This window comes from Streptomyces sp. CB02959 (assembly GCF_002803155.1).
Lineage (GTDB): Bacteria > Actinomycetota > Actinomycetes > Streptomycetales > Streptomycetaceae > Streptomyces.
In genome coordinates this window covers 194,654-220,905 of record NZ_NNBP01000014.1, presented here as the reverse complement: position 1 = coordinate 220,905, position 26,252 = coordinate 194,654, and the positions used below count along the sequence as shown (strand labels likewise).

The window sequence follows — 26,252 nt, the reverse complement described above, 5'->3', positions numbered from 1 at the left end:
CTCGGGACGGCGCCACTCCTTCGCCGCTACTCCTCTGGAAGCCAGCTCCCGTGCAGCCCAAACGGCACCCGCACCGGCAGGTGGATCCGGGCGATCGGCGCGCCGCCGAAGTCCTGCGCCGCGAGGATCACCAGGTCGGAGGCGGACCGCTCCGGGTTGAAGACGTACGCCATGACGTATCCGTCGTCCTCCGCCGAGGGCGACTCCGCCGCGACGAACACCCCCTCCCCCACGGCCGCGTCCCGCCCGAACTCGTGCGCCTCCGTCGTGCCCCGGCTCAGATCGTGTTTGAGCAGCGCATTGCTGAACCCCTCGTCCGGCCGGTCGTCGTCCGGACCGGCGGGCGGAGCGTAGAGCTCGACGGCCGCGGCATAGCCGTAGCGGTAAGGGCGGCCCGCATAGCGGGAGTTGAGGCGGGGGAATTCCTGGACCCGGTCGTCGAGGCGTTCTTCGCGGACCGTCCCCGTGGTCAGATCGATCGTCCATCGGTCCAGGGTGGGGCGACTGGAGCCGACGTCCCTGATGTCGAACCCTTCGGGATGGCGGATCACGTCGACGACGATGTCGCAGCCGCCCGTGCCCGGCCCGCGGAGGTCCGCGTGCGGCCTCTCGTACGCGTTGAGGGTGTGCCCCACCAGGCTCGGCGTGAGCCCGAACCAGCGGACCTCGCCGCCCTCGCGCGGCATCACCCCCACGCGCGCCGCACATCGGTCGTCCCAGGTGAACGGCACCCCGGTGGAGAGATGCGCGGGGCTGAACACCACCGGCGAGTCGAAGAGCAGCACGTAGTGGTCGGTCAGCGCGAAGTCGTGCATGTACGGGTTTCCGGGGACCGCGATGGTGGTGGTCCGCCGTACCGTGCCGGAGTCGTCCATGACGATGTGCTGAACGTTGTCGGAGCCGTAGCGGAAGGCGAGGGAGTGCAGTTCGCGGGTGCGCGGGTCGAAGAGGGAGTGGGCGTTGGCGCTGTACCCCTCCGGGGTCGCCCCTAAGGCACAGGGCCCCAGCGTCTCCAACTCGTAGCTGAGTTCGTACGGGCGGATGCCGCCCTCGATGAGGGCGAAGGTACTGCCCGCAAAGCCCACGACCTGCACGTTCGGCGAGATGTCCAACTGTTCGTCGACCGGTGTGCCGCGGCGCGGCTCGCCGAGGTGGTCGGCGACGACGCCGGAGCGGACCCAGCGGTTGCGGTACCACTCGGCGCGCCCGTCCCGTATGCGTACCCCGTGGACCATGCCCGCGCCGAGGGTCCAGATGTGTGCGGCGGCGTCCTCGATGCCCAGCGGGTTGGGGCCGTTGCGGAGGTAGCGGCCGTCGAGATGGGTCGGGATCCGCCCGGTCACGGGCAGGTCGTAGGCGGTGACCTCCTCTGTGACCGGGGCGAAACTCCCCGGCAGGTAGCGGTTGCGCGTGGTGGTCATGTTCGCGTCCCCTGTTCCTCGTTCGCCGACTCGTGCCGGGTGCTGAACGCCCGCGCCACGGCTGCCATCAGCGCGTCATAACGCCGGCCGCCGTCCTCCGGCGGGAAGTGTCCGGCGATCTCCAGACTGACCGCGCCGTGCGATGCCGCCCAGAAGATCTTCGATACCTCACGGGCGTCGCCCGGCCGGAAGATCCCGGCCTCCATACAGGCGGCCACGGCGGTGGCCGAGGCGTCGAAGGCGGTCTCGGCGACGGCGAGGGCCTCCGGGCTCGGCTGGAAGCCCGGTACGGTCTGCTCGAACATGACCCGGTAGTAGGCCGGTTCGGCCAGTGCGTGCTCCCGATAGGCCACTCCGATATGGGTGAGGTGCGTCAACGGGTCTTCCGTACGCGGTACTTGCTCCTGAACCCGGCGCAGCCGCGCGAAGCCCTCCCGGTACAGCGCGTCGATCAGTCCTTCCTTGCCGCCGAACATGGTGTAGAGGACCTTGGTCGAGGAGCCGATGTCGGTGGCGATCCGCCGCATGGTCAACGCGGCGGGGCCGTCCGTCACGAGAAGATTGATGGCGCAATCGAGGATCGTGGTGCGCACGGCGTCCTGGCCGGCGCGTAGCGCGTCTTGATAGAGCGTGCTCATGGGTAACACCGTAGCGCATCGGTAACACTGTTACCCGCGGGCTGGTGCCGGGCACGCCGACGGCGGCTCAATGTTGACGCCGAGGACCTCCTCCGCCCGCGCGCACGTCTCATACAGCATCCGCCACAGAGTCTTCTCCCGAAGATGGACGCCACGGCGGGCGATCAGCCGGTCGATAGCCATCTTTGACCTGGCCGGGCTGTCGGAGTCCGGTGGGGCAGCCGCTTCGTCCAGGCCGGGACCACAGGGCCGTCGTAGCCGCGTTCGGCGCACCAGCCCAGCCAGGAAAACACCGCCGCGCGACGGGCGTTCCAGGTGTCGAGCGCCGCGCTGCCCCACAACTGTTCCAGGGCCTCGCCGATCTCGTCATCCGCGATCGTCGCGAGCGGCCGGTCGATCGAGGCTTAGCGTCGGCTTTCGTTCCGATGTTCCTCACCCCCGTTGACAGGCCATCGGGCTCGCGCGCCCGGACACCTCGGGGGATGCCCTACCACTCCCGGGCGGACGGAGAAGTCCGGCCAGGAAAAGGGCAGTTGAACGGCACGACGCCTCCCACACCGCCCGAGACACAGGCGCGTGTGGGAGGCACGTCGCTTTCGGGTCAGCTGGTGCAGCTGTCGAGCATCGAGGCCAGGGCCTTCTTCTCGTCGTCGGTCGTGGTCAGCTTCCAGACGGACTTGACGTGGGTGTAGTCCTTGGCATAGGTGCACCAGAAGGCGTGGTTGGTCGGCTTCCAGTCGGCGGGGCCGCTGTCGCTCTTGGAGCTGTTGGAGGATTCCGAGGCGATGAGCAGCTGAGGGTCCTTCAGGTCGTTCCCGAAGGCCTTGCGCTGGTCGGCGGTCCAGCCGTCGGCGCCCGAGCGCCAGGCTTCGGCGAGGGGGACCATGTGGTCGATGGTGGCCTGGGCGACGTCGGTGACGGTGGCGTCGTCGTACGCCGAGTACCACGAACCACTGGCCGGCTGACAACCACCCGGCTTGTCCTGGACGTCCTTGCCGTCACGGGCGAGGACGTCCTGGCGGGTGGTGCAGCCGTCGGGCTGCTTGGCCCATATGGAGAACTTGTCGCGGGCGTAGCCGTCCATGGAGTGCGGAGCGGCCACCGTCAGCGCCGCCAGTTCGGTGCGGGCGGTGGAGGTCGACGGCGGGGCCGGCGGTTCGGCGAGCGCCGGGGCGGCCGCCAGGCCGACGACTATCACGGCAGCGGCGGACAGGCCGAGGGCAGCACGAGGCATCAAGGTCTCCTGAAATGTGGGGGGTTGGAGAGACTCGTTTCGAGGAAACCCCACATGCCGCGCCGGTCGCTACGCGCGTTGAATGGACATGACAAGAACTTTCCTTATTCATTACCTCCCTTTGAACAACGTCGAGTCGGCAGCGGGAATGCGGTGCGCAAGGTGGGATCGCAGGAGCCCCCGAGGGCTGGCGCCAGGTGGTCGGTGATCGGGCCTCACGCGGCCGACGTGCGGAGGACTCGACGCGCCGACTCCGCTCGCACCGTCCGTCAGGCGGTGGTCCGCCGGGCGTACACCTCGATCTCGATCTTCATACGGGGGTCGGCGAGGCCGCACACCAACATCGTTGCGGCCGGCCGCACTTCGCCGAAGCAGCGGCGCAGGACCGGCCAGCAGGGCTCGAAGTCAGCGCGGTCGGGCAGCAGGTAGCGCACCCGCACCACGTCGGCGAAGGTGCACTTCGCCTCGGTCAGTGCCGCCTCGATGTTGCGCAGGCACTGCTCGGCCTGCGCGACCACGTCGTCGGCGATCGTCATGGTGGCGTAGTCGAACCCGGTCGTCCCGGACACGTGCACCCAGTCACCGTCGACCACGGCGCGGGCATAGCCGATCTGTTCCTCGAAGGTCGAGCCGCTGAGGATGGCGCGTCGTTCTGTCATGCGCCGAACGCTAGGTGACCAGGCAGGATCCGTCCATCCCGGGTGGCGGACCGGCGTGCGGAAGGGTCCCGCCACGCCGCGGTCGGTGCCCCGCAGTCGCCCCTGTCGAGGCCGACTGCGGGACGGGGACGGAGGTCAGCCCTGCTGGACGGGGACGACGACCATTTCGGCGACGTTGACGTGCGCCGGTGCGGAGACCGCGAAGGCGAGGGCATCGGCGATGTCCTCGGCGGTCAGTGGGTGGAGGTCGGTCCGCATGCGGGCCAGGGAGGTCCGCATGGTGGTGTCCCGCATGTCGTGTCCGAGTTCCGTGACGGTGACGCCGGGTTCGATGTTCTTCACCCGGACGCCGCGGGGGCCCAGTTCGGCGCGCAGGTTCCGGGTCAGGTGGGCCACCGCGGACTTGGTGGCGCAGTAGACCGACCAGCCGGGGTAGAGGGTGTGGCCGGCCACCGATCCGACGTGCACCAGATCCGCGGGACGGCCTTCGGCCGCGGCGGCGAGGAGATCGGCGGTGAAGGCGCGGGCGGTGTGCAGCAGGCCGCGCAGATTGACGTCGATCATGCGGTCCCACTCGTCGGCACCGGCGCTCTCGAAGGGGGCGCCGAGCATCACGCCGGCGTTGGCCACCACGAGGTCTGCGCGGCCGAGGGCCGCGGTGACGGCACCGGCGGCGGTGTCGACGGCCTCGGGATCAGCCAGGTCGGCGGTCACCGGCAGGACGGGTCCGGTGGTGGTGCGGCGGAGTTGGTCGGCGAGGGCGTCCAGGCGGTCCGTGCGTCGGCCGAGGAGGGCGACGGCGGCTCCGCCGGCGGCCAGGCGACGGGCGGTGGCCGCGCCGATGCCGCTGGAGGCGCCGGTCACGACCGCAACCCGGCCAGTCAGGGTCGGGGCGGACCGGCCGCCGCTGGTGTTGCCGGTGGGGGAGAAATCAGTCATGGCTCGACGATGCGGCGGGAGCGCTCCCGTGACCAGGCAGAGCTGCTCGCAGGAGGCGTCATCGTAGGAGTGCCACGGCCACCTTCCGGGGTCCCGCAACCCGCTCCCCCGTGCCTAGGGTTGCGGTCATGAACACCGCGAATCCGCTCGGGGAGTACCTGCGTGCCCGTCGTGCACTGGTCAGGCCCGAGGAGGCCGGACTGCCGGTCTCCCGTCGGCGCAGGGTGACGGGGCTGCGCCGGGAAGAAGTCGCGATGCTGGCCGGGGTCAGCACGGACTACTACGTACGGCTGGAGCAGGGCCGTGAGCGGCACCCCTCGGTGCAGGTCGTCGAGGCGCTGGCTCGGGCGCTGCACTTGGACGGGGACGCGGCGGATCATCTGCACCGGTTGGCGCGCCCCGTTCCGGACGCCGGTCGTTCGCGGCCTCGGTCCCGGACGCATCCGGAGCACGTCAGCCCGGTCTTGTTGCGGATGATGGCGGGCTGGCACCGCACTCCAGCCGTGGTCCTGGGGCGCTGCCTGACCGTACTGGCGCACAACGCCCTGGGCCGGGCCCTGTTCGCCGGCCATGCCTACAGCGGTGATCTGGTGCGGTTGGTGTTCCTCGACCCGGATGCGCGGACGTTCTATCCGGACTGGGAACGGGTGGCGGCCAATACCGTGGGTGGACTGCGGTCGGTGGCGGGAACCGACACCGACGATCCTCAACTCGTCAGTACGGTCGGTGAGTTGTCGCTGAAGAGCGCGGAGTTCGGTCGGCTGTGGGCCCGCCATGACATCCGTCAGAAGAGCCATGAGACCAAACGTTTCCGGCACCCCCTGGTGGGCGAGCTGACCCTCGACTACGAGTCACTGACCGTCAACAGTGCACCGGGGCAGCAACTGGTCGTCTACCAGGCGGCGTCGGGCAGCCCCTCGGAACAGGCACTCGCCCTCCTGGGAAGCCTGGCCGCTGAAGCGCCCCATCAGGATCCGGCACCGTCCGAACAGCCCACTTCCCGCGAGAAGTGAGTCCGAGTCCCGGCCAGGCTCCTGCGGCCACGGACGTCACACCCTCATCCCCCGCCATCCGCCATCCGTGATCCCTCATCCCCCATCCATTCGTTTTCCCTGCACGCGCAACCAAGGAGTTCTTTTCCATGACTGACCGTCAGTCCCCCGTCTGGTTCATCACCGGCTGTTCCACCGGTCTGGGCCGGGCACTGGCGACCACCGTCCTCGCACACGGCCACCGCGCCGTCGTCACCGCCCGTGACCCCGGGCAGGTCGCCGACATCGTCGCGGACCACGCGGGCCGGGCCCTTGCGCTGGCCCTCGACGTCACCGACCCGCAGCAGGTCAGGGCGGCGGTCGGCCGAGCCGAGGCGACGTTCGGGCGCATCGATGTCCTGGTCAACAACGCCGGGTACGGCTATCTCGCCGCCATCGAAGAGGGCGAGGACGACGAGGTCCGCGCCCTCTTCGACACCAACGTCTTCGGCCTGATCGACGTCACCCGTGCCGTCCTGCCCGGCATGCGTGCCCGCCGCGCCGGCCGCATCGTCAACGTCTCCTCGCTCGGCGGACTGGCGGCGTTCGGCGCCACCGGCTACTACCACGCCACCAAGTTCGCCGTGGAGGGGCTCTCCGAATCCCTCGCCGCCGAGGTCGCACCGCTGGGCATCAAAGTCACGCTCGTGGAGCCCGCCGCCTTCCGCACCAACTGGTCCGGCCCCTCGATGCGGCAGTCCGCGCTCGCCCTCGACGACTACGCGGCGACCGCCGGCGCACGGCGCGCCAGCACCCTGGCCACGTACGGGCGGCAGCCCGGCGACCCCACCCGCGCGGCTGCCGCGGTCATCCGTGCGGTCGAGGCCGAGGAGCCCCCCTTGCGGCTGCTGTTGGGCAAGGTCGCACTCGACGTCGTCGAGGCACGGATCGACGCGCTCAAAACGACCATGGACACCTGGCGCGAGGTCACGCTCGGCGCCGACTACCCCCAGGAAGCCGCCGCCGGGTGACGGAGACCTGACCGGTCGCCAAGTCCTCGGGGCTCAGGCCCTCGCCGGTCGTCGCTTGCCGCGGAACAGTTCGAGCAGGGTCGGTCCGCCGCGCAGGCACCACAGCGCGATGACCGGGTCGCAGATCGCGCAGCCCAGTGACGAGTCGTGGGCGAACGGGATCATGGGGCTGCCCTTGAGGTGGTGGACGACGTCCCATGCGGTGTGCAGCAGCCAGCCGATGCCGATGAAGGTCCAGGAATCCAGGCCGCGGTAGGCGACGTAGGTGGCCAGCGCGGTGAAGGCGAACTCCCAGCCGCCCATGCCGCCGCCGCTGAGATACGCGGCACCCGCACCGGCGACCATGACCGCGTTGACGCGGCGCCGGTGCGGTTCGCGGAGCAGGGACATCAGGAGCGCGTAGAGGATGCCTATGGCGATCGGCATGAGGTACTGCATCGGTGGTGCCTTTCGGGAGTGGGGCGGGGCCCCGGTGGGTCGCCTCCAGGCATGGCGCCTGTCAGTGGGGCGAGTACGTCCCGACGTTAGAGGGGGTGATGTGGTGCTCCCCAGTGGCTGGATCGACAGTCTGCAACGGGATGTCGCCAGGCGGCGGGAGGGGCTGCGGAGGAGGAACGGAGAGGGCGGACGGGGAGGGGAACGAAGAGGGCGGGCGGGGAGGGAGAGGGCAGTCGTCAGGCATGCCGACGGCCGTCGGAGGTGTCCGGCGGGCCTGGGAGCGTGCTGGTCCGGGCCGTCGGGGCGCCTGTGGCTTCGCGCGCCCCGACGGGGATGCGTGGTCGAGGAGGCCACGCCGGTGGTGTCGTCAGCCGGCCAGCAGTGCTTCCAGTGCGACGGCCGTGTCCGGATGGTGTCGGGTCAGTGCCGCGCCGTGCGGGGCGCTTTCCGCGGTGTCCCAGGTACCTTCGTAGCCGAGCAGGCCCGCCAGGGCGTCGCAGGTCGCGGGGTGGGCGGCGAGGAGCGTGGCACCGCGGCCGGCGCCCGAGGGCGGTGCCGGGCGGGTGGTGTGCGGTTCCGGTTGTGCTCGCCACGGGGGGACCCATTCGTCGAGCGCCGCCAGCCGGCCGGGGAAGATCCGTCCGGCCTCGCGGATCAGCAGCGGGGCGAGTTCGGCGCCGCCCGATCGCAGGGTGGCTATCAGGGTCGGCAACCACGGCAGGAGCACCGGGTCCGGCAGCCTTCCGAAGGCGTTCGACACCGCTTCCACGACGAAGTCGGTGAGGCCGGGGACGGGCTCCAGGGCGTGCAGGAAGCCGCTGAGGTAGCGCGGGTAGGCGGGCACCACCAGGGGGTTGCCGAGCAGTTCGTCGCACCTGGCCCGCAGGTCGGTGCGGGTGAGGTGGCCGAGTTGGGTCCGGGCCGCCCACAGCAGGGCCGTCTTCGACGGATCGTCCGGGTGTGACTGGTTGACCGCGAGCTCCAGTTGGGTCCGGTCGCAGCCCAGTGACAGTGCCAGGCTCTCCATGCTGAACAGGAAGCCCAGCATGGCCGCCACATGGCGGACGGAGGCGTCGTCGTCGGTGAAGGCCGTCGGCAACAGGGTGCAGTAGTGCGCGTACCCGGTCTTGACGAAGGACTCGATCCACGGCGGGAGCACCGGCTCACTGGTGCGGTAGTGCGCCAGCAGCCGACGTACCCGGCGCAGCACCTCGGGTGCGCCGTCGACGCTGCGTTCGGCCGCCAGCACCTCCAGGGCGCGGGTGCCCAACTCGTCGGCCAGTCGGCGGCTGCGCAGGTACAGCGCCGCGTCCTCGACGGCCTCCAGGACGGTCGCCGTGGTGGCCTGCGGACCGTATGCGGTGCGGCGCAGGCGCTGCTCGAGGACCTGCTCGATGCTGACGCCCTCGTAGCCGAGTTCGATGAGCGCGCGCTGGTGGGTGCCCAGAGCCAGGTCCCAGGATTCCTGGATGGGGCGTTCACCGAGCTTCCGCTCGCCCATGATCGGGCGTGCGGCGCCGTGCGGCATGAGGAAGCGCAGCATCCACAGCACGTCGGAGCACTGCTCCAGGGCCGGCTGGGTGGCGATGTCCAGCAGTGCCCGCTGCACGCCGCGCTGCTGGAGCTTCAGGCCCAGCGGGGCGAGGCGGTCGTGGACGTCCCGGGCCAGGGGCGGCAGGGCGTCGTAGCCGACCTGGCCGGTCCGGTCGCCGCCCATCATGATGTCCACGAGGCGGCGCACGTCGCGCCGGCCGGGCACGGTGTCCTTCTCGATGCAGGTGACGGCCGCGTCCTGGAAGTCGTACGGCGTCGGCTTGGCGCGGTCGCGCATGCCGGCCAGCAGGATCGAGGTCTCGAAGACCGCGATGGCGTCGGCGGTGGAGGCGAGGTAGCCGTTGCGGCGCGCGGCGCGCACGATCTCCACCGACCAGCCGAGGAGTTCGGCCTCGTCGAGCCGGTCCAGGGCGGGCGGTTGCCGGAGGAATCCGGTCAGTTTGTCGGCGGGGGCGGCGGTCGGCGCGGGAGCGGTTGCGGCCGCGGTCTTCTTGGCCTTTGCTGCCTTCTTCGTGCCTGCCTGTCCGGTCAGGCGGTAGGGCTGCACACGGGTGCGCTTGATGTTCTTCGTCCAGACCGTCGCGGCGATCGACACCGAGCCGGCGGCGAGGCCGAACTGCGCCTCGATCGACGCATGGCTGGACGGGATCAGGCCGTGCTGCCATGCGGTGGCGGTGCGCGGGCTGATCTCGAAGGTGTCGGTGCCGTGGACGCCGAACTCCGCGACACGGCTGGCCGCGTGGAAGGCGCCGCAGACGTAGAGGCAGTCGGCGGGGTCGGTGCCGGTCGCGGCCAGGTGCGTGCGCATCCTGGTCCACATGTAGCGTTCGCGGTCCTCGTCCACCCGGACCCGGTGCGGGTCGCCCGGTGCCAGGCGCCGGAAGAGGCTGCCGATCAGCAGCATGACCTGGCGGTAGGTGTCGTGGTCGCTGTCGCCGAGCGGCACCTCGACGTACTGGTGCCACCATTCCGACCAGTGCCGCACCTTGCCGTGCCGCAGCAGGTGCTCCTCCAACTCGGCGAAACGGGGCCGCAGATCGCCGATCTCCACACCGACCGCGTCGCCGTGCAGGGCGGCCTCCTCCTTGGCGGGCGGCGGTGCGGCCGCGCCGTCCGGATCGTCCGGACCGGCACCCGGCTCGGCGGTGTGCGCGCCTCGGGAGTCCCACTGGAAGACGTGGTCGGAGGAGCGGTCCACGAGGACCAGCTCGACGCCCGGGGTGTCCAGTGCGTAGGCGATCGCCTGGTACTCGGCCGAAGCCTCGGTGATCGGTGCGACGACGGAGAGCGGGGACCATTCGGCGGGGAAGCCGTCGACCTGGGACGCGAATGCCTGGACCGCCACCGGGAGCCTGCAGTTGCGGAGTTCGGTCAGCAGCGGGGCCATGTCCTCGCACAGCTCCAGGTAGACCACCTTCGGTTGCTTCTCCCGTAGGCGGCGGGCCATCGCGAGTGCCGAGGCGGGCGAGTGGTGGCAGACGGGAAAGATCTCCAGCGGCTCGCGGACCGCGCGGTCGACGTCGTCGACGATGCCGAGGAGGATGCCCTCCAGGGCGTCGGGGCCGTCGGCGAACGTGTCGGCGGCCTCTTGTAGTTGTCCGCGCAGGGCGGTGAAGGTCTCCTCGTGCGGGTCGGTCATGACAGCGTGGCGATCGTGTCGCGGCCGCCCGCCAGGAATTCCGGCCAGGATCCGCCTTCTTCCTTGCTGCGCGGCTCGATGACGCCGTGCAGGTACTTGTTGAGGATCGCCAGGTCTTCGGGCTCGCGCCGGGCCAGTGATCCGACGAGGGAGGAGGCCAGGGTGCGGGCGGTGAGGGCGCGCTCGCCGAAGAAGTTGCTGTGCAGGATCGCGTCCTCCAGGACGCCGATCTGCTCGGCGGTGGACAGGGCGGATTCCAGCTTCTCGTCGTCGCTGCCGGCCGCGGCCGCCGAGGCGCGCAGGTCGGCGAAGCTCTGGAGCAGGACGTCGAGCAGGGTCGGCGGCACGTCCAGTTCGATCTGGTGGCGGCGCAGGAGTTCCTCGGTGCGGAAGCGGACGATCTCCGCCTCGCTCTTCCGGTTCGTCACCACGGGGATGCGGACGAAGTTGAAGCGGCGTTTGAGCGCCGAGGACAGGTCGTTGACTCCCCGGTCGCGGCTGTTGGCGGTGGCGATGACGGAGAAGCCGGGCTTGGCGAAGACGATGTTGTCGCTGTCCAGTTCGGGAACGGAGAGGTACTTCTCGGAAAGGATCGAGATCAGGGCGTCCTGGACGTCGCTGGTGGACCGGGTGAGCTCCTCGAAGCGGCCGATCACGCCGGCCTCCATGGCGGTCATGATCGGCGAGGGGATCATCGACTCCCGTGACTGGCCCTTGGCGATGACCATGGACACGTTCCAGGAGTACTTGATGTGGTCCTCGGTGGTGCCGGCCGTGCCCTGCACCACCAGCGTGGAGTTGCGGCAGATCGCGGCGGACAGCAGCTCGGCCAGCCAGCTCTTGCCGGTGCCGGGGTCTCCGATGAGGAGCAGGCCGCGGTCGGAGGCGAGCGTGACAATGGCCCGCTCGACGATGCTGCGGTCGCCGAACCACTTCTGCGAGATCTCCCGCTCCAGGCCGTCGGAGCGCTCGGAGCCCAGGACGAACAGGCGGATCATCTTCGGGGAGAGGCGCCACGAGAAGGGCTTGGGGTTGTCGTCTACGGACTCCAGCCAGTCCAGTTCCTCGGCGTACTTGACTTCGGCGGGGGCGCGCAACAGGTCGGACATGTCAGGGCCTTTCACTAGGCATGAGGGGGCGGTCGGTCGGCCGAGCGCCTACGTGAGGAACGTCTTGAGTTCGTGGACGAGCTTGCGGATGTGGCCGGATATCACCGGAGTCCCGAGGTCCTTGAAGCGCTCCCGGAACCATGGGTTGACGCTGGCGCGGCAGGAGCTGGTCACCGAACCGACCGGGATGAACTTGGCTCCCGAGCGGTGGATGGCGGCCATGCTGTCGAACAGCGGCTCGGCCTGCCATTCGTAGAAGTCGGAGATCCACACCACGACGGTGTTGCGGGGCTCGGCGATCTTCGGTTGGGCCAGTGTCATGGCGACCGTGCCGTCGGTACCGCCCCCGAGGTTGGTGCGCAGCAGCGTCTCGAAGGGGTCGTGCACCCAGGGCGTCAGGTCGAGCGCCTGCGTGTCGTATGCGATCAGGTGGACGTCGACCTTGGGCAGTCCGGCGAAGATCGACGCCAGGATGGTGCAGTTCACCATCGAGTCGACCATCGAGCCCGACTGGTCCACGACGACGATCAGCCGCTGGGGCGTCGTCTTACGGGCGGTGTGCCGGTAGTAGAGGCGGTCGACGTACAGTCGCTCCTCCTCCGGGCTCCAGTTGGTGAGGTTCTTCCAGATGGTCCGGTCGAGGTCGAGGTTGCGGAACACCCGCTTGGGCGGGACGGTGCGGTCCAGGGCGCCGACCGTGGCCTTCTCCACCTGGGTGCGCAGCACCTCGGAGACCTCGTCGACGAACCGGCGGATCAGGGCCTTGGCGTTGGCCAGGGCCGTGCCCGAGAGGTTGTTCTTGTCGTGCAGCAGCTGCTCGATCAGCGACATGCTCGGGGTCAGCTGCGCCGCGAGCCCGGGGTCGGCCAGCACCTCGCGCAGCCGCATCCGCTTGACGAGGTCGGCCTCGATGGCGCCGAGTTCCGGGCCGATCGCCGGAATGAGCCGGCTGAGGTCGGGCGTGGTGCCGCGACCGCCGGTCCCGGTCAAGCTGACGCCCGGCCCCGCGGCCGCCACGCCGGTCGCTCCCCCGGTGCCGCCGCCGGGGCGTCCGCCGCGCAGGTCGCCCGGAGTGCAGCCGAGGGCGCGCTCCAGCCATCCGGCGTCGGACTGCCAGCGGGCCAGTTGTCCGGCGGTGACCGTGCCGGAGGCGGGGGCGAAGACGTTGAGCAGCACCTTCGACACCAGTGCCGCGCGGCGCACTTCGGCGGCCCGGTCACGGACTGCATCACCGTCGTTGCCGCCGTCGTTCCCCGCACGATCGGTGTCGGGTGCCATCAGCCCGTCGAACTCGGCGGACAGTTCCGGATGGCGCTGCACCAGCGCGTCGACGGAGGTCTTCGGGTCCAGCAGCGCGGACGGCAGCCCGATGTCCTGGACGACGGCGAGGCTCGCCGATTCCAGCGTGGCCTGCTCCTCGTGGTCGAAGAGCCGGGCAAGGAGCCGCCAGTACAGCACCTGCCTGCGGTTGTCGTGCGAGTCGACCTCCGGGGGTCGTGCGGTCGGGCGTGCGGCCGAACGCCCCGTCCCGGCTGACTGTTCGGTTTCGGCCGCTCTACCGGTCGTCTGCTCCGTCATTTCCGCAACAGCCTCCCTGCCCGCTCCCGCAGCACGGTCACGGCGTCGGTGGCCGCCTTCTCGGCCTTGACACCGGCCTTGTCCGTCGTGCCCCCGGCCCACGCCCCGGCGTGCAGTGCGACCGTCTTCTTCCGGACGGTCGTCTCGACGGCCAGGGGCTGGATACGGAACGCCCCCGCGTCCCAACGCAGCAGCCCGATGCACGCGCCGGACGCCGCAACAGCCTCAGGGGTGAGCGGACCGGCCGAAGGCATCCGCTCGGTGTCCACGGCCAGACGTTGCCCGGCGAAGGTGAACGTCAGCGTGTCGCGGTCACCGCGGTCGTCACGGGTGTCACAGTCACCGCCGTCGCTCCCCCGCTTCCCGGCATCGCCGTCTTCGCCAACCTTGCTCTCGTTGCTCTCCTTCTGGGCGCTGTAGCCCTCCAGGAAGACGGGCACGGCGAGGCGCGCCGGATGCCGGTCCAGGGGCGCGGTCGTCGCGTCGGTCGCGGTGGGCAGGGCGACGCGTGCGGTGGCGAAGGCATCGGCGGGCTCGCTCGGGCGGGCGTGCTCGTCGCCCCAGAGCAGATCGCCCTCCGTGGTCATCGGCATGTCGACCAGCTCCATCGCCCGGCCTTCGCCGACCGCGGCCAGGAGCGACATGTGCGGGCGGAGCAGCTGCCAGAGGCCGGCGCCGACGACCGTGTCGGGCTTCGGCACGGACACCCCGGCGCGCACCAGGCGGGTCGCGGCGCCGTCGGCGGGCTCGAACACCGCGTGGACCTGGGCCTGTACGGCGGTGGCGTGTTCCTGCACATCGATCCCGAGGGGCAGCAGGCGGCCGGTGGCCCCACTGGTGCGGGGCACGTCGGCCGCACCGGGCACGGTCAGCAGCAGCGCCCGTGACCACAGGTCGGCCCAGCGGCGCTCGGGGACGCGGTCCAGGGACGCACCCGGGCAGGAGGCGGCGAGTTCGGCGGCGAAGCCGTCCAGGAGGGTGGCCAGGCGGCGCAGGGCCGGGTCCGGCAGCATCGCGGAGACGACGTGCGCGGCGCCGGAGACCAGTTCGTGGTCGAGGCCCTGCCACCCGGCACGCGCCAGCCCGGCCAGCCAGGAACGGGCGGCGGCAAGCAAGTTCACGGAGTGTTGTCCCCCGTCGGGCGCCGGCCCGGTCTCCTCGTCGCGGGTGCGGCCGAGCGTCTCCCCCACCCGGCTCATCAGCGCGTCGTGGACGGAGCCGAGCAGTGCGGTGCGGGCCGCGGCGAGGGCGAGGAAGTGGTCCTCGTCGGCGACGCCGGCCGCGGCCTGCTCCGCGGCCTCGGCGACCCTGGCGGCCAGCGGTGTCCCCGCCACGGCGTGGGCGAGCTCCGTCAGCCCGGCGGCCTGGGCCGGTTGGGGCCGGAGCAGGCCGGCGACGAGGACCCGGTCGAAGGCATCGACGGCCGTCAGGGCCTCGTCGAGCCCGGCGAGGGGCGCGGCGAGCGGATCGGCGGGCTCCCCTACGCGCGAACCGGGCTCGCGCGGCGGCGCCCCCCGCTCCGCCGCCCTGGTCGGCGGGAACCACTGCATCTCCGGCAACGGGGCGGTGGTCGGGGCGAGTTCCAGATAGGCCAGGTGCCGCAGGAACCGGCTGAAGACGGGCGCGGCGGCCGTGGCGGCGCCGAGCGCTGGGCGGGCCGCGGTCATGTCCGCGGCGAGGGACTGCGCGGTCGGTTCCGCGTCCGCGCTCTCCACCTTCAGGTAGCGGGCGACGCGCTCGGCACCGTACTGCAGCACCGCCTCGTTGATCAGGGCCCGCAGGTGATTGCAGAACGAGCCGCGGGCGCCGCCGCAGGGCCGGTTGTTGTTGGTGCTGCACGCGTACGTGTAGCTGCCGGCCTCGACGGACGAGACGTAGACCCGCTCGATGTCCGAGCCGCTGGAGACCACGCCCTGCAGGCGTCCGTCGGCCAGCTCGACGAACGGCACCTTGGCGAGCTTCCGCGGCCGGGCGGGTGGCACCACCCGTGCCGTGCTCGACCTCTCCCACGCTGACAACGCACCATCTCCTCTGCACCAAAGGGGTTTTCACGCCATGGCGGCGGGCCGTCACGCCACGTCGGCGGGACACAACTGAACATAGTTGCGACCACTGACAACGCCCCTCCCGCACGCGTCGCCCCTGTTGGCACAAGGCGGCGGGGCGCACCAACCAGGTGGTGCGCCCCGCCGTTGTCCTCATGTGCCTGGCCTGCTCGGTGCCTGGCCCCGGGTCATATCCGCGGCCCGGGGCCGACAGTCATGTGGCGTGCCAGCCGGACCACCGGGTCACCGCCACTTCCACCACGGGCCCTTCCGGTCGTCGGCCGGCGTACTGCGAGCGGTACTTCGCCGCCAACAGGCGCACGTACGCCGCGGACGCCCCGGCCCCGTCAGCGGGCGGCAACACGGTGGCCGTACCGTCCGCCCGCGCCCACCACAGCCGGCCCCAGTCCTCGTCGTAGTCGTCGACGAGGAGGCAGACCGCGGGGTGGGCCCGGATGTTGGCCAGCCGCTGCAGCTCAGTGGTCCGCTTGGGCTTGTGGTCCACCGCGAAGGCAAGGGTGTCGCCCGTCAAGGCGAACACCACCGGCACCAGATGCGGGCGGCCGTCGGCGTCGACGGTGGCGAGGCGGGCGACCCGCGAGGCGGCGAAGCACTGCCTGGCCCGCCCGCTCGTCATCACCGGCACGGCTCCTCCGCCCCGCTCACCGGCAGCACTCCGCGACGTGGACGAACGAACCGGTCGAGGTACGTCGAGGTCCCGGTCTCCGGCGCCGTCGGTAGGGAAATCGGCTCGAACTTCACGGCGGTTCCTTCGATTCCGGGGTGGTCGGGTGCGCGGTCGGCGACCCCTGCGAGGTACCCCGGCCGCCCCCGCCCCAACAGTCCGTCCCGCCAAACGGGCGAGCACCGCAGCGGCGCGACGGGACACATGCAGCGTTTACGGCGTTTACGGCGCCCACGACGCGCAGGGCCACCGTGCCCCACCGCCCCACCGCCGCACAAGCATCGCCCTCAGTGGTCGACAGTGACGACGATCTTGCCGACCTGGGCACCCGCCTCCATGTAGCGGTGCGCCGCGGCGATCTCGTCCAGGACGAAGACCCGGTCCACGACGGGTTTGAAGGCCCCCGTCCGCAGCCCGGAGGTGACGAACGCCTCGGCCCGGCGCAGCCGTTCCGGGTCGGCGGTCGTCTCGAAGAGGGTGTACGTGCGCATGTTCAGGGCGGGCATCCCGAGGTCGAACCCCGGGTAGGGGGTCACCTCGCCGCTCAGGGCGCCGTATACGAAGAGCGTGCCGCCGGGCGCGACCACCCTGGCCAGGTCCAGCACACCGGGACCGGCGATCGCGTCGAAGACGAACTCGGCGCCCCGGCCGCCGGTCAGACCGCGCACGCGCGCCACGACGTCCTCCTCGTCGGTGACGACCACGTCCGCAGCCCCGGCCGCGAGCAGGGCGTCCTTCTTGGCCGCGGTGCGGGTGGTGGCGATCGGCACCGCCCCGACGCGCAGGGCGGTCTGGATCGCGGCCAGGCCCACGCTGCTGGAGGCCGCGGTCACCACGACCGTGTCCCCGGCACGCATGCCACCGACCTCCACCAGGGCGCCGTACGCCGTCAGGTAGGGCATCCAGACCGCGGCGCCGGCGACCGCGTCGAGCCCTTCGGGCCGGTGCACGACCGCGGCCGCGGGGACGATCGCCCGCTCGCCGTAGACGCCGTAGTCGTTCATCGAGAATGCCGGCACCACACTGACCGCCTGGCCGACCTCGATCCCCGTCACGCGGGCGCCGACGGCCTCGACCACGCCCGCGGCCTCCGTTCCGAGCCGGGCGGGGAACTGCTTGACGGGTTCGATGTAGTAGCCGCTGCGGAACAGCACCTCGGCGCGGTTGAGGCCGATCGCCTCGACGCGGAGGGCCACCTCTTCGGGGCCGGGTACACCGATCTCGACATCCTCCAGCCGCAGCACGTCCGGCCCGCCGAGTTCGTGGAACCGCACCGTTCTGGCCATGGCACATCGTCCTTCCGTTCAGTGCCGGCGGCGCCGAGCCGCATCGCCGTGCATCACTCCCACTCGAAGTACGATTACTATCAAACTTTGACGGTTGTCAAACCTTGATGGTCATCAAAGTTCGATGAGTGTCGTACGATGAGTGCGGGAGGTCGACAGGCGATGACGGCAGCAGAGCGAGCCGGCAGGGAACGCACCCCGCCGCACCCGGACATCAGCACCATCACCCTCCAGCAGGTGCTGGAGGCGCTGGTCGATCCGGTGCGCCGCCGCATCGTCAGCCAGCTCCACGCCGCCCATCGGGACCTCGCCTGCGGCACGCTCGACCTGCCGGTGAGCAAATCCACCGCCACCCACCACTTCCACGTGCTCCGCGAGGCGGGCCTGATCCGCCAGTACTACGCCGGCACCTCCCGCATGAACGCCCTGCGCCTGGAGGAGTTCGACCAGGTCTTCCCCGGCCTCCTCCCCGCGCTCCTGGCCCAGCGCGACAGCGATCCCCACGGCGACAGCGGGGACGGCGGCCGCGGCCGCAGTCGCCGTCGCGGGTGAGACGTTCGCGAGCGGGCACCTCACCCGCCCGGGGCCCCCGCAGGATCCGCACCGGCCGCCCGCTCGGCCGGTGACCGCCCGCCCGCTCAGCGGGCGAGGTAGTCGTGGACGGGGCGCACGGGGGCCAGCGTGAGGTCGGTGAGGATGTGGCTCGCCGAGACGATCTCCCGGACGGGGAGGTCGGCCAGCGGCGCCATGGCGTGGGCGAAGAGCCGTAGGCGGGCCGGGCCGGTCCAGGCCCCCTTGACCGTGACATCGGTGATCCGGGTGCGGACCAGGTCGCAGAGCCGCTGTTCGCCCGCGTAGCCCGGGATGATCTTGACGGCGTAGGTGGGCACGGCGATCTGCTCGCGGGCCTGCTCCAGGTCGAGGGGCTCCCACTTGTAGGCCATGGTCGCCGTGGCCACGCGCTGGGTGCCGTAGTCCAGGGTGCCGACCAGGGCACCGTGGTCCACGAACAGCGCCGGGCTGCCGACGGTCTTCGGATACGCGCTGAGCTCGCGGCCGGCGGCGGTGGCCCCGAAGTGATCCAGATGCATGGCGTGCAGGTATCGGCTTCGTCTTCAACCGCATCTGGGCCGCCATCAAGCGCGAGTCGCTGGCCGTCGTCGCCGAGGGCGTGTCCACTCCGCAGGACGTCGACGCGATGTGGCGGATCAACACCGGCCTGGCCGCCGGGCCCTTCCGGGCGATGGACAGCGTCGGCCTGGACGTCGTGCTGGACATCGAGAACCACTACGCGGCGGAGAACCCCGCGCTGCCCGCCGGCCCCCGCGAACTGCTCCAGCGCCACGTCGACGCCGGACGCCTGGGCGTGAAGACCGGACACGGCTTCTACGACGACTACGCTGAACGGGACTGACCTCGATCGATCGCCGCCCCAGGCAGCACCGAAGGACCCGCCGTGCCCAAGTCACCGACCAAGCGCCGCCCGCTCACCCGCGCCGCCCTCACCGAGAGCGCCTGGGTCCTGTTCACCGAGAAGGGCTTCCACGCCACCTCGATCAGCGACATCGTCGAGCGCGCAGGTCTGACCCGCGGCGCCTTCTACTCCAACTACCGCGACAAGGAAGAGCTCTTCCTCACCCTCTACGACACCCACACCGACCGCCTGCTGACGGAGCTCGAAGACGCGACGTCCCGCCCGGAGCCGGGCAAGCACCCCCTCGTCCAGCTCCAGGAGCGGATCGCCTGCCGCACCCAGGAGGAGCGGCAATGGTTCCTGGTGTCCATGGAGTTCACCCTGCACGCGGCGCGCCACCCGGTCGTCGCCGAGCAGCTCGCGGTCCACGAGGAGCGCCTCACGCAGGGCCTGACCGAGGTGCTGACCGCGGCACTCGCCCGGACCGGCTCCCGGCCGGTCGTCCCCACCGACGGCCTGACCCGACTGCTCGTCGCCCTCTTCGAGGGCCTGACCGCTCAGCGGCTCATCCACGGCACCGCGCACCACACCCAGGACCTGGTCCCGCAGGTGATCCACGCCCTCACCGGCCCCGCGCACGCGACCACGGCATCCGGCGTGCAGGCGGAGCCCGGACCGGACGGCCCACAGAGCTGACCTCCTCCCCGGCGTGCAGGCCGGGGACGCGATCGGACGCCCCATCCCGAACGAGCCCCGGGACGAGACCGGCACGGGACCCGGGCAGGACCCGGAGGAGGCCAGGCCACGGCCAGGACGAGCACGGCCCGCGGGCGGGCCTGTGCCGCCAAGTCCGGCTGAAACGGTAGGAGTTGGCGTCGACATCACTCCGTTTCCCCGGAGCCGGCACGCGCCCGCGGATGCGGCTCGCGCCTGCCACGGGTTCCCCGCTCCGCCTGGCGCCTCCGCCACCGCGCTCAGGATCCGGGCCGTTTCACGAGCCGATCGGCAAATCCCATCGGGACGCGCCGGGAGAACGACACGTTCACAAGCGCACAACCTCGTAAGCTTTTACTCAACGCAAGGGAGCCCCGGCCCGGCAGTGCGGCGGCCGACGCCGCCCGATCGGGGCTCCCCACGTGGAACCGCCGCTGTTCTCCGCGTTCACGAGAGGGGCTCCCGATGCAGACCATGGAGGGCCGTCCGCAGACCACCCGCCGTTTCCCGAACCCATGGCGCCGGTACGGCCGGCTCGTGGCCACCAACTTCCTGCGCGGCGCGTCCTACGCGTGCGGCACCGCGGTCATCGGCTTCGTGGTGTGGTGGGCGCAGAACCGTTAGCCGGACGAGTTCGGACAGTCGACACCGCCATCGGCCTCCCCCGGCACCCGTGGTCGGAGGGGCCGTTGGCCGGTCCGGGCATCCGGCGCCCCGCTTCAGAACACCGGCTGGCCGATGGCGAGCAGGTTCCCCTCGCTGTCGCGGAACCAGGCACCACGGTCCGCCCGGGCACCCGAACCCGCGTAGTGCCCCTGGACCTCGACGATCCCGCCCTCGCTCCGGCCGCCGCCGTACACGGCGGGCAGCTCGACGTCCTCGAACACCACGCCGCGCCGCTTGAGTTCGGCCACGACCGCCTCGATGTCGTCGACCTGCCACGACATCTGGGTGAAGGTTCCGGGCGAGGCACCCGCGGACCGGAACAGTTGGAACTCCGCACCCCCGCAGCGGTACAGCAGCCCGCCGGGCCGTTCGTCGACGGGCTCCAAGCCGAGCCGCTCGGAGTAGAAACGCCGTGCCCGGTCGAGGTCCTGCGCCGGCAGCCTGGTCGCCACGCGGGCCCGGGCCAACCGGCCGCTGTCGTCGGTGGTCATGCCGCCACTGTGCCGCAAGCGGCGGCCGCGGCGGCGGAGGCACCAGGTGCGCGCCCGTGACCCGCGGGCCGCCATCCGGCAGAATCGGCGCATGCTGAAAGTCGGATCCGTGGTGCTGGGTGTCGCGGACGTACCCCGTGCGGCGGCGTTCTGGTCGGCTGCCCTGGGGTACGTCCCGCGCGAGGAGATGGCAGACGACTGGGTGGTTCTGGTGCCGGAGGACGGGGCCGGGGTGCAACTGTCCCTCGGCCTGAGCGCCTCGCCCGTCCAGGAACGTCCGCGGGTCCACCTCGATCTGTACGCCGGGGACGCGGCCGATCAGGCCGCCGAGGTCGAGCGCCTGGTGTCCCTGGGCGCCCGGCGCGTCGACTGGGACAGCTATCCGGACGACGCCGACTTCGTCGTGCTCGCCGACCCCGACGGCAACCGCTTCTGTGTCATCGACACCGGGCACCGCTGACCGCGCCGGACGTGGCCCGGTGCCTCCGTTGCGGCTGCGTCACGCCGTCCGCGCGCTCGTGCTCGACGAAGCCGAGCGCATCCTGCTGTGCAGACACCTGGTCCAGGAGACCGGAACGGCGGTCTGGGCGGCTCCCGGCGGCGGGATCGAGCGGCACGAGGGGCCGCTGGCCGCGCTGCGCCGGGAACTGCGCGAGGAAGTGGGCCTCGTGGTGGCGCACGACCCGCCGCACGTGTGGCACCAGGAAGTCGTCGGTCCCGGTTACGCGGTGGGGTACGACGGCGTGGTCAACGACTACTTCCTGGTGCGGACCGCCTGGTTCGCGCCGAGTGGCGCACTGACCGCCGCGGAGCTGGCGGCGGAGCACATCGACGGCCTGAAGTGGTGGCGTCCGGCGGAGATCGCCGCCTGTCGCGGTCCCGATCTGTTCTCTCCCCGTGATCTCGCCACGCCGCTGCGGGCCCTGCTCCGCTCGGGGGTCCCCCGTGAGCCGCTGGTTCTCGGCGTGTGAGGTGCACGGCGCGGGAGTCCCCCGCCCCGGTCCGCGCCGCGCTCCGGAACCGCCCCGCCCGGACGAGCGGACAGTGGGTTGATTCGTGCAACTTTTTGTGCCGGTCACCCCGACCGTATGATGGCGCCATGACCGATGCCACGGGTGAACGCGCGCCGCTGGGGCGACGCGAGCGCAAGAAGGCCGCCACGCGGAAGGCGCTGGCCGACGCCGCCCTGCGGCTCTTCCTGGAGCACGGTTACGACCAGGTCGGCATCCGGGACGTCGCCGAGGCCGCCGACGTGTCGACCACCACGCTGTTCAAGCACTTCCCGAGCAAGGAGGCGCTCGTCTTCGACGAGGGCGACGCGATCAGGGCCGCCCTGCTCGCCGCGGTGCGGCACCGCCCGGCCGGGCTGTCCATCCCGGGCGCCCTGCGCGACCACGTCCTGCGCGCCCGGCTCCCCAAGGGGGCGAACGCCGATCCGGACTTCACCCGGTTCCTGGAGCTCGTGGACCAGACCCCGGCGCTGCGCGACTACGCCCGCCGCATGTGGTTGCAGCACGAGATCGACCTGGCGGCCGCGATCGCCGACGAGAGTGGTGCGCCCGCCGACGACCCGCTCTGCCGGGCACTCGCCCGCTTCGCCCTGGAGGCCCGCGACCTCGGCCACGGCAGCCCCGACCCCGAAGCCGCCATCAGGCGTGCCTTCGACCTGCTCGAACACGGATGGCCGGCGCACCACGACGAGCCCGCCGGGAAGTGATCCGGGTGGGTTCGGTGCCCGCGGCCGTCCCGTGCCCGTGGCCCACTGGGCCCGCAGCTCGATCGACGGGCGGCACTCCGCCGACGGCAGCGGGCAGTTGCGTGTCGATCCGCCCAATCCGACGGTGACGCAAGGAAGTTGACCGCGTGCGCGGGTGCGTCACCATGGTCGCTCAGCGCTCGATCCGCGCTTCCCCCGCCCGTCGGCGTCGGTATTCCGCCGCCCTGGCCAGGTAGTTCTCGTGCTCCTGCGCGTGGTCCGGGGGAAGGTGCGGCGCATCCGGCGAGGTGGTGGCGAAGAACCGCCTGAGTCCTTCGTTCGCCCCCGCGGCGAGCTCTCCGGAGCGGGCGAACATCGTCGCCTCGTAACGCGCGATCGCGTCGTCGACGGTGGCTTCCTCGGCGAGGGCGTGCGCGAGTTCCGCACCGTCGAGCAGGGCGAGGTTGGCGCCGTGGCCGCCGAACGGCGCCATGAGGTGGGCGGCGTCGCCGATCAGGGTGATGCCGGGGACGTGGTCCCAGGTCAGCGGTGCGGGCAGGGCCCAGAAGGAGCGGGGTATGTAGTCGCCGTCGGTGTCGGTGAGCAGCGGGTGCAGGTCCGTGGACCAGCCGCTGAACTCCCGTAGGAGGTGGGAGCGGACGGCGGCCCGGTCGGCGAGGTCCAGGTCGGCCCCGACGTGCCAGTCGGGCTCGGCGCGGAACGCCACGTAGCCGCGGACCACGCCGTTGCTGTTGCGCTGGACGATCACAGCGCGACCGTCGCCGTCGGCGGCGAACAGGTGCCCGTCGCCGACGAGCGCGGCGACGGCGGGGTGCCGGGTGTCGACGTCGTCGAAGCGGACGTCGAGGAAGGCGACGCCCAGGTAGTGCGGCGCGGCGTCGGTGAGCCGGGGGCGCACCTGGGACCATGCGCCGTCGGCGCCGATGACGAGGTCCGCTTCGGCGCCGGTGCCGTTGGCGAAAGCGAGGCGGTGCACGCCGCCGCCGACCGGGGTCGTCCGGAGGAGCTCGTGTCCCCATCGGACGGTGCCCGGCCGCAGGCTGTCGTGGAGCAGGACGCGCAGCCGGCCGCGGTCGATCTCGGGGGCGGCCGCGTCACCCGCGTCGGGGACGAACTCGGCGAGGACGGCGCCGTGCTGGTCGCGGCGGCTCTTGGCCTGCCCTTCGGCGCGGGCCGACGCGGTGAAGGCGGCCATCAGTCCGGCGTCTTCCAGGGCGATCTGACCGGAGTCGGCGTGCAGGTCGAGCGTGCCGCCGGGGTCACGGGAGTCGACGGCGGCGTCCGCGTCGTAGACGGTCGGTTCGATGCCGTGCCGCTGCAGGATCCGCGCGCACATCAGGCCGGCCGGCCCGCCGCCGATGATCGCGATGCGGGGTTGGCTCTTCATGGTGGGGTCCCTTTCCGTGGATGCTCGCCGGGAGCCTTCGGGAGTGCGCGGGGAGTGGGGCTCGCCCGGAGCACATGTGGGGCACGTGCCGAGCGCTCTCGCGGTCGGTCGCGCCGATCCGCCCGCCCTTCCACCATAAGTGGAACAGACGCAAAAGTGCAACCGCTTCACTTTCTTACTTGGTCAACCAACAGGCTCAATTGATCAAGGCAATATTGACAGTCCAGGTTGAATATATTTAGCGTCGGAGCATGACTGAGAGCATCGACGGCCCCCTGTCCGGGGCGGCGGTCCGTGCGGCCGCCCCTGCGCGGGTCACGTGCGGCCGCCTCGAACGACGCTTCAAGGCACTGCCCGCCGACCAAGACCTCGCCCCGGCGCAGGCTTCGGCGGTGGCCCGGTCATGACGGGGCTCGCCGCTCGAATACAGGCGCCGCGCCGCGCAGCGGACCGCGGCGGGTTCGACCGGAAGCTGATCGCGCCGATGATCCTCGGTTCGATCCTGAACCCGATCAACTCCTCGATGCTCGCCGTGGCCCTGATCCCGATCGGCCGGGCATTCGGCGCCCCGCCCTCGCAAACCGCCTGGCTGGTCTCCGCGTTGTACCTGGCCACCGCGGTCGGGCAACCGGTGATCGGTCGCCTGGTGGACTCCTACGGTCCGCGTCCGCTGTACCTGACGGGCACCGCGCTGGTGGGCCTCGCCGGGCTGTTGGGCGTGCTCGCCCCGAACCTGGGGGTGCTGGTCGTCTCCCGTGTGATGCTGGGATTCGGGACGTCGGCGGCGTATCCGGCGTCGATGTTCCTGCTGCGCGCCGAGTCCGACCGCACGGGGCTGCGGAGCCCGAGCGGCATCCTGGCCGCCCTGTCGGTCTGCGGCCAGGTCATCGCCGTGGTCGGCCCGACCCTGGGCGGGCTGCTGATCTCCGCGGGTGGTTGGCACCTGATCTTCGGCATCAACGTGCCGCTGTCCGCGGCGTGTCTGGTCCTGGGTGCGCTGCACCTGCCGCGGCTGTCCACCCTGAAGGAGACCAGTGGGGTGCGCCCCGCGCAGCGTACGGACGCGGCCGGGATGGCGCTGTTCGCCGCCATGCTGACCAGCTTCATGTTGTTCCTGATGAACCCGCGGGCCACCACCTGGTACCTGCCGCTGCTCGGCCTGCTCACGGGCGTCGCGTTCGCCGTGCGGGAACTGCGTACCTCCGAGCCCTTCATCGACCTGCGGGTGCTGCGCGGCAACGCTCCGCTGCTGGCCACCTACGGCCGCCAACTACTCGCCTACACCACGGCCTACGCCTTCCTCTACGGCTTCACCCAGTGGCTGGAGGAGAGCCGCTCGCTCAGCGCGGCGGCCGCCGGACTGGTACTGCTGCCGATGTCGGCGACGGCCGTGGCCGTCACCGCGGTCACCGGGCGGCGCGCCGCCGTCCGGGGCAAGCTCGTCGTCGGATCGCTGGTCCAGCTCGTCGGCTGCGCGGCGCTGCTGTGGGTCGACGCAACCAGTCCGCTCTGGCTGCTGGCGGCCATCGGTGCCGTCATCGGCATTCCCCAGGGCCTCAACGGCCTGGCCAATCAGAACGCCCTGTACGCCCAGGCCGATCCGGCCCGGATGGGGTCGTCGGCCGGGCTGCTGCGGACCTTCATGTACCTCGGCGCGCTCGCCGCCTCCGCGGCCGACGCCGCGTTCTTCCGGCACGGCGCCACCACCGGCGGACTGCACCACCTCAGCCGGCTGCTGCTCGCCGTCGCCGCCGCGTTCCTGGTCGTCAGTGTCGCCGACCGCTCGCTCCACCGGGTCGGTCGGGCCCGTGACGGCGAGGGCGATCCCGCCGAGACATCCCGGCCACAGCAGGCCGGACGCTGACCGCGGCCCGGGCCACGGTGCACCCGCCCGTCCGGCCGCCCACACACCACCCTGACGGACCATCAGAAGCCCACGCACCCCCGACCCCGACCCCGTTCGATCCCGCCGTGCGAAACAGCGGCACACGAGACGAAAGAGACCCGCACAGCATGAGCCTCACCACCCTCGACCCCAAGACCGCCCTGGTCGTCATCGACCTGCAGAACGGCCTCCGGGCCCTGCCCGGCACCCCGTACACCATCGATGACGTCATCACGCGGACCGCCCGGCTCGCCGACGCCTTCCGCGCCCGCGAGCTGCCCGTCGTCCTGGTCCGCGTCACCTCCTCCCCCGACGGCGCCGACGCCGTACCGGGACGGTCCGAGGCGCCCCGCCCCAGGAACACCCCGCCCGCCGGCTGGGACGAGATCGTCCCCGAACTCGCCGGCCACCCGGGGGACATCACCGTCACCAAGCGCAACTGGTCGGCCTTCTACGGCACCGACCTCGACCTGCACCTGCGCCGCCGGGGCGTCACGCAGATCGTGCTCACGGGCGTCGCCACCAGCATCGGCGTGGAGTCCACCGCCCGCGCCGCGCACGAGCACGGCTACCACCTCACCCTGGCCACCGACGCCATGGCGGACCTGGACGCGGACGCCCACCGGCACAGCACCGAAAAGATCTTCCCCCGCCTCGGCGAGAGCGGCCGCACCGAAGACATCCTCGACCTGCTCGCCAAGACCCACGTCTGACCAGGACCTCGACCGGCCGTCCCTCGGCCCCCGGCATC

General features: G+C 71.5%; 26 protein-coding genes and 3 pseudogenes. 12 read left to right on the top strand and 17 right to left on the bottom strand.

The window, feature by feature from the left end; all coding sequences use genetic code 11:
• Nucleotides 1-26: 26 nt before the first annotated feature.
• The 6 genes and pseudogenes from CG747_RS23570 to CG747_RS23545 all read right to left on the bottom strand — a co-directional run bounded on the left by CG747_RS23570 (nucleotide 27) and on the right by CG747_RS23545 (nucleotide 4,891).
• A complete protein-coding gene (locus CG747_RS23570; protein ID WP_100603784.1) occupies nucleotides 27-1,421 on the bottom strand; it encodes a carotenoid oxygenase family protein in 1,395 nt (464 codons plus the stop codon).
• Nucleotides 1,418-2,059: a TetR/AcrR family transcriptional regulator gene (locus CG747_RS23565; RefSeq protein WP_100603783.1), complete on the bottom strand. Its 642-nt coding sequence runs from the start codon at nucleotides 2,057-2,059 to the stop codon at nucleotides 1,418-1,420. Before CG747_RS23565 ends, CG747_RS23570 begins: the two co-directional genes overlap by 4 nt.
• A 33-nt stretch (nucleotides 2,060-2,092) precedes the next feature.
• Nucleotides 2,093-2,451 (bottom strand): annotated as a pseudogene (locus tag CG747_RS49735) (site-specific integrase); the annotation flags it as partial.
• 209 nt (nucleotides 2,452-2,660) lie between these two features.
• Nucleotides 2,661-3,293 carry an HNH endonuclease family protein gene (locus CG747_RS23555; protein WP_100603782.1) on the bottom strand — a complete coding sequence of 211 codons (633 nt, stop codon included), beginning with the start codon at nucleotides 3,291-3,293 and terminating at the stop codon, nucleotides 2,661-2,663.
• A gap of 269 nt (nucleotides 3,294-3,562) precedes the next feature.
• A complete protein-coding gene (locus CG747_RS23550) occupies nucleotides 3,563-3,952 on the bottom strand; it encodes a RidA family protein (RefSeq protein WP_100603781.1) in 390 nt (129 codons plus the stop codon).
• Nucleotides 3,953-4,087: 135 nt separating this feature from the next.
• Entirely contained in the window at nucleotides 4,088-4,891 is an 804-nt protein-coding gene (locus CG747_RS23545) for an SDR family oxidoreductase (RefSeq protein WP_100603780.1), read from the bottom strand.
• 128 nt (nucleotides 4,892-5,019) lie between these two features.
• On the opposite strand from CG747_RS23545, the gene CG747_RS23540 reads away from it, so the two are divergent.
• Together CG747_RS23540 and CG747_RS23535 are read left to right on the top strand one after the other, a co-directional pair.
• A complete protein-coding gene (locus CG747_RS23540; protein WP_100603779.1) occupies nucleotides 5,020-5,904 on the top strand; it encodes a helix-turn-helix transcriptional regulator in 885 nt (294 codons plus the stop codon).
• Nucleotides 5,905-6,032: 128 nt separating this feature from the next.
• A complete protein-coding gene (locus CG747_RS23535) occupies nucleotides 6,033-6,893 on the top strand; it encodes an oxidoreductase (protein ID WP_100603778.1) in 861 nt (286 codons plus the stop codon).
• Nucleotides 6,894-6,926: 33 nt separating this feature from the next.
• On the opposite strand, the gene CG747_RS23530 is transcribed toward CG747_RS23535, so the two are convergent.
• The 8 genes and pseudogenes from CG747_RS23530 to CG747_RS23495 form a co-directional block, all read right to left on the bottom strand.
• A complete protein-coding gene (locus CG747_RS23530; protein ID WP_100603777.1) occupies nucleotides 6,927-7,331 on the bottom strand; it encodes a DUF6010 family protein in 405 nt (134 codons plus the stop codon).
• Nucleotides 7,332-7,698: 367 nt separating this feature from the next.
• Entirely contained in the window at nucleotides 7,699-10,524 is a 2,826-nt protein-coding gene (locus CG747_RS23525) for a DUF5682 family protein (protein ID WP_100603776.1), read from the bottom strand.
• Nucleotides 10,521-11,633, bottom strand: coding sequence for an AAA family ATPase (locus CG747_RS23520; protein ID WP_100603775.1), 1,113 nt, complete (start codon nucleotides 11,631-11,633; stop codon nucleotides 10,521-10,523). The genes CG747_RS23525 and CG747_RS23520 overlap by 4 nt, the downstream gene beginning before the upstream one ends.
• A 48-nt stretch (nucleotides 11,634-11,681) precedes the next feature.
• Nucleotides 11,682-13,211 (bottom strand): VWA domain-containing protein, encoded by a 1,530-nt coding sequence (locus CG747_RS23515; RefSeq protein ID WP_257980654.1) that lies wholly within the window; start codon nucleotides 13,209-13,211, stop codon nucleotides 11,682-11,684.
• Complete coding sequence (locus CG747_RS23510) at nucleotides 13,208-14,761, bottom strand: hypothetical protein (RefSeq protein WP_374701805.1); 1,554 nt, start codon at nucleotides 14,759-14,761, stop codon at nucleotides 13,208-13,210. Before CG747_RS23510 ends, CG747_RS23515 begins: the two co-directional genes overlap by 4 nt.
• Nucleotides 14,735-15,229, bottom strand: a pseudogene (locus CG747_RS49730) (hypothetical protein); the annotation flags it as partial. The pseudogene CG747_RS49730 and the gene CG747_RS23510, both read right to left, overlap by 27 nt.
• Before the next feature lie 241 nt (nucleotides 15,230-15,470).
• On the bottom strand, nucleotides 15,471-15,902 hold the full coding sequence (locus tag CG747_RS23500; RefSeq protein WP_100603774.1) for a TIGR03668 family PPOX class F420-dependent oxidoreductase: 432 nt from the start codon (nucleotides 15,900-15,902) through the stop codon (nucleotides 15,471-15,473).
• Nucleotides 15,903-16,228: 326 nt separating this feature from the next.
• The gene (locus tag CG747_RS23495; protein WP_100603773.1) at nucleotides 16,229-17,227 is read right to left on the bottom strand and encodes a zinc-dependent alcohol dehydrogenase family protein; all 999 of its coding nucleotides are present in this window, start codon (nucleotides 17,225-17,227) and stop codon (nucleotides 16,229-16,231) included.
• A 162-nt stretch (nucleotides 17,228-17,389) separates the two neighbouring features.
• On the opposite strand from CG747_RS23495, the gene CG747_RS23490 reads away from it, so the two are divergent.
• Nucleotides 17,390-17,779 carry a helix-turn-helix transcriptional regulator gene (locus CG747_RS23490; protein WP_100603772.1) on the top strand — a complete coding sequence of 130 codons (390 nt, stop codon included), beginning with the start codon at nucleotides 17,390-17,392 and terminating at the stop codon, nucleotides 17,777-17,779.
• A gap of 86 nt (nucleotides 17,780-17,865) precedes the next feature.
• Here CG747_RS23490 and CG747_RS23485 read toward each other — a convergent pair.
• Nucleotides 17,866-18,339 (bottom strand): annotated as a pseudogene (locus CG747_RS23485) (acetoacetate decarboxylase); the annotation flags it as partial.
• Here CG747_RS23485 and CG747_RS23480 point away from each other — a divergent pair.
• The 3 genes from CG747_RS23480 (at nucleotide 18,330) to CG747_RS48215 (ending at nucleotide 19,979) form a co-directional block, all read left to right on the top strand.
• Entirely contained in the window at nucleotides 18,330-18,641 is a 312-nt protein-coding gene (locus CG747_RS23480) for a 3-hydroxyacyl-CoA dehydrogenase family protein (protein ID WP_308303797.1), read from the top strand. The pseudogene CG747_RS23485 and the gene CG747_RS23480 sit on opposite strands and share 10 nt — an antisense overlap.
• Before the next feature lie 42 nt (nucleotides 18,642-18,683).
• Nucleotides 18,684-19,337, top strand: a complete 654-nt coding sequence (locus CG747_RS23475) for a TetR/AcrR family transcriptional regulator (RefSeq protein ID WP_100603770.1) — start codon at nucleotides 18,684-18,686, stop codon at nucleotides 19,335-19,337.
• Nucleotides 19,338-19,820: 483 nt separating this feature from the next.
• Nucleotides 19,821-19,979 carry a hypothetical protein gene (locus tag CG747_RS48215; protein ID WP_180985677.1) on the top strand — a complete coding sequence of 53 codons (159 nt, stop codon included), beginning with the start codon at nucleotides 19,821-19,823 and terminating at the stop codon, nucleotides 19,977-19,979.
• Nucleotides 19,980-20,074: 95 nt separating this feature from the next.
• Here the strand turns inward: CG747_RS48215 and CG747_RS23470 are convergent, their stop codons facing one another.
• Entirely contained in the window at nucleotides 20,075-20,512 is a 438-nt protein-coding gene (locus CG747_RS23470; protein WP_100603812.1) for a VOC family protein, read from the bottom strand.
• A gap of 91 nt (nucleotides 20,513-20,603) precedes the next feature.
• Between CG747_RS23470 and CG747_RS23465 the strand changes: the two genes are divergently transcribed.
• The 3 genes from CG747_RS23465 to CG747_RS23455 all read left to right on the top strand — a co-directional run bounded on the left by CG747_RS23465 (nucleotide 20,604) and on the right by CG747_RS23455 (nucleotide 22,229).
• Entirely contained in the window at nucleotides 20,604-20,972 is a 369-nt protein-coding gene (locus CG747_RS23465) for a VOC family protein (RefSeq protein WP_100603811.1), read from the top strand.
• A gap of 19 nt (nucleotides 20,973-20,991) precedes the next feature.
• Nucleotides 20,992-21,483 carry an NUDIX domain-containing protein gene (locus CG747_RS23460; RefSeq protein ID WP_100603769.1) on the top strand — a complete coding sequence of 164 codons (492 nt, stop codon included), beginning with the start codon at nucleotides 20,992-20,994 and terminating at the stop codon, nucleotides 21,481-21,483.
• Nucleotides 21,484-21,611: 128 nt separating this feature from the next.
• Entirely contained in the window at nucleotides 21,612-22,229 is a 618-nt protein-coding gene (locus tag CG747_RS23455; RefSeq protein WP_100603768.1) for a TetR/AcrR family transcriptional regulator, read from the top strand.
• 172 nt (nucleotides 22,230-22,401) lie between these two features.
• Here CG747_RS23455 and CG747_RS23450 read toward each other — a convergent pair whose 3' ends face one another.
• Nucleotides 22,402-23,616 (bottom strand): NAD(P)/FAD-dependent oxidoreductase, encoded by a 1,215-nt coding sequence (locus tag CG747_RS23450; RefSeq protein ID WP_100603767.1) that lies wholly within the window; start codon nucleotides 23,614-23,616, stop codon nucleotides 22,402-22,404.
• Nucleotides 23,617-23,867: 251 nt separating this feature from the next.
• Between CG747_RS23450 and CG747_RS48210 the strand changes: the two genes are divergently transcribed.
• The 3 genes from CG747_RS48210 (at nucleotide 23,868) to CG747_RS23440 (ending at nucleotide 26,214) form a co-directional block, all read left to right on the top strand.
• A complete protein-coding gene (locus tag CG747_RS48210; protein ID WP_180985676.1) occupies nucleotides 23,868-24,023 on the top strand; it encodes a hypothetical protein in 156 nt (51 codons plus the stop codon).
• Entirely contained in the window at nucleotides 24,020-25,480 is a 1,461-nt protein-coding gene (locus CG747_RS23445) for an MFS transporter (RefSeq protein WP_257980653.1), read from the top strand. Before CG747_RS48210 ends, CG747_RS23445 begins: the two co-directional genes overlap by 4 nt.
• A 149-nt stretch (nucleotides 25,481-25,629) precedes the next feature.
• Entirely contained in the window at nucleotides 25,630-26,214 is a 585-nt protein-coding gene (locus tag CG747_RS23440; RefSeq protein ID WP_100603766.1) for a hydrolase, read from the top strand.
• The last annotated feature ends 38 nt before the right edge of the window (nucleotides 26,215-26,252 follow it).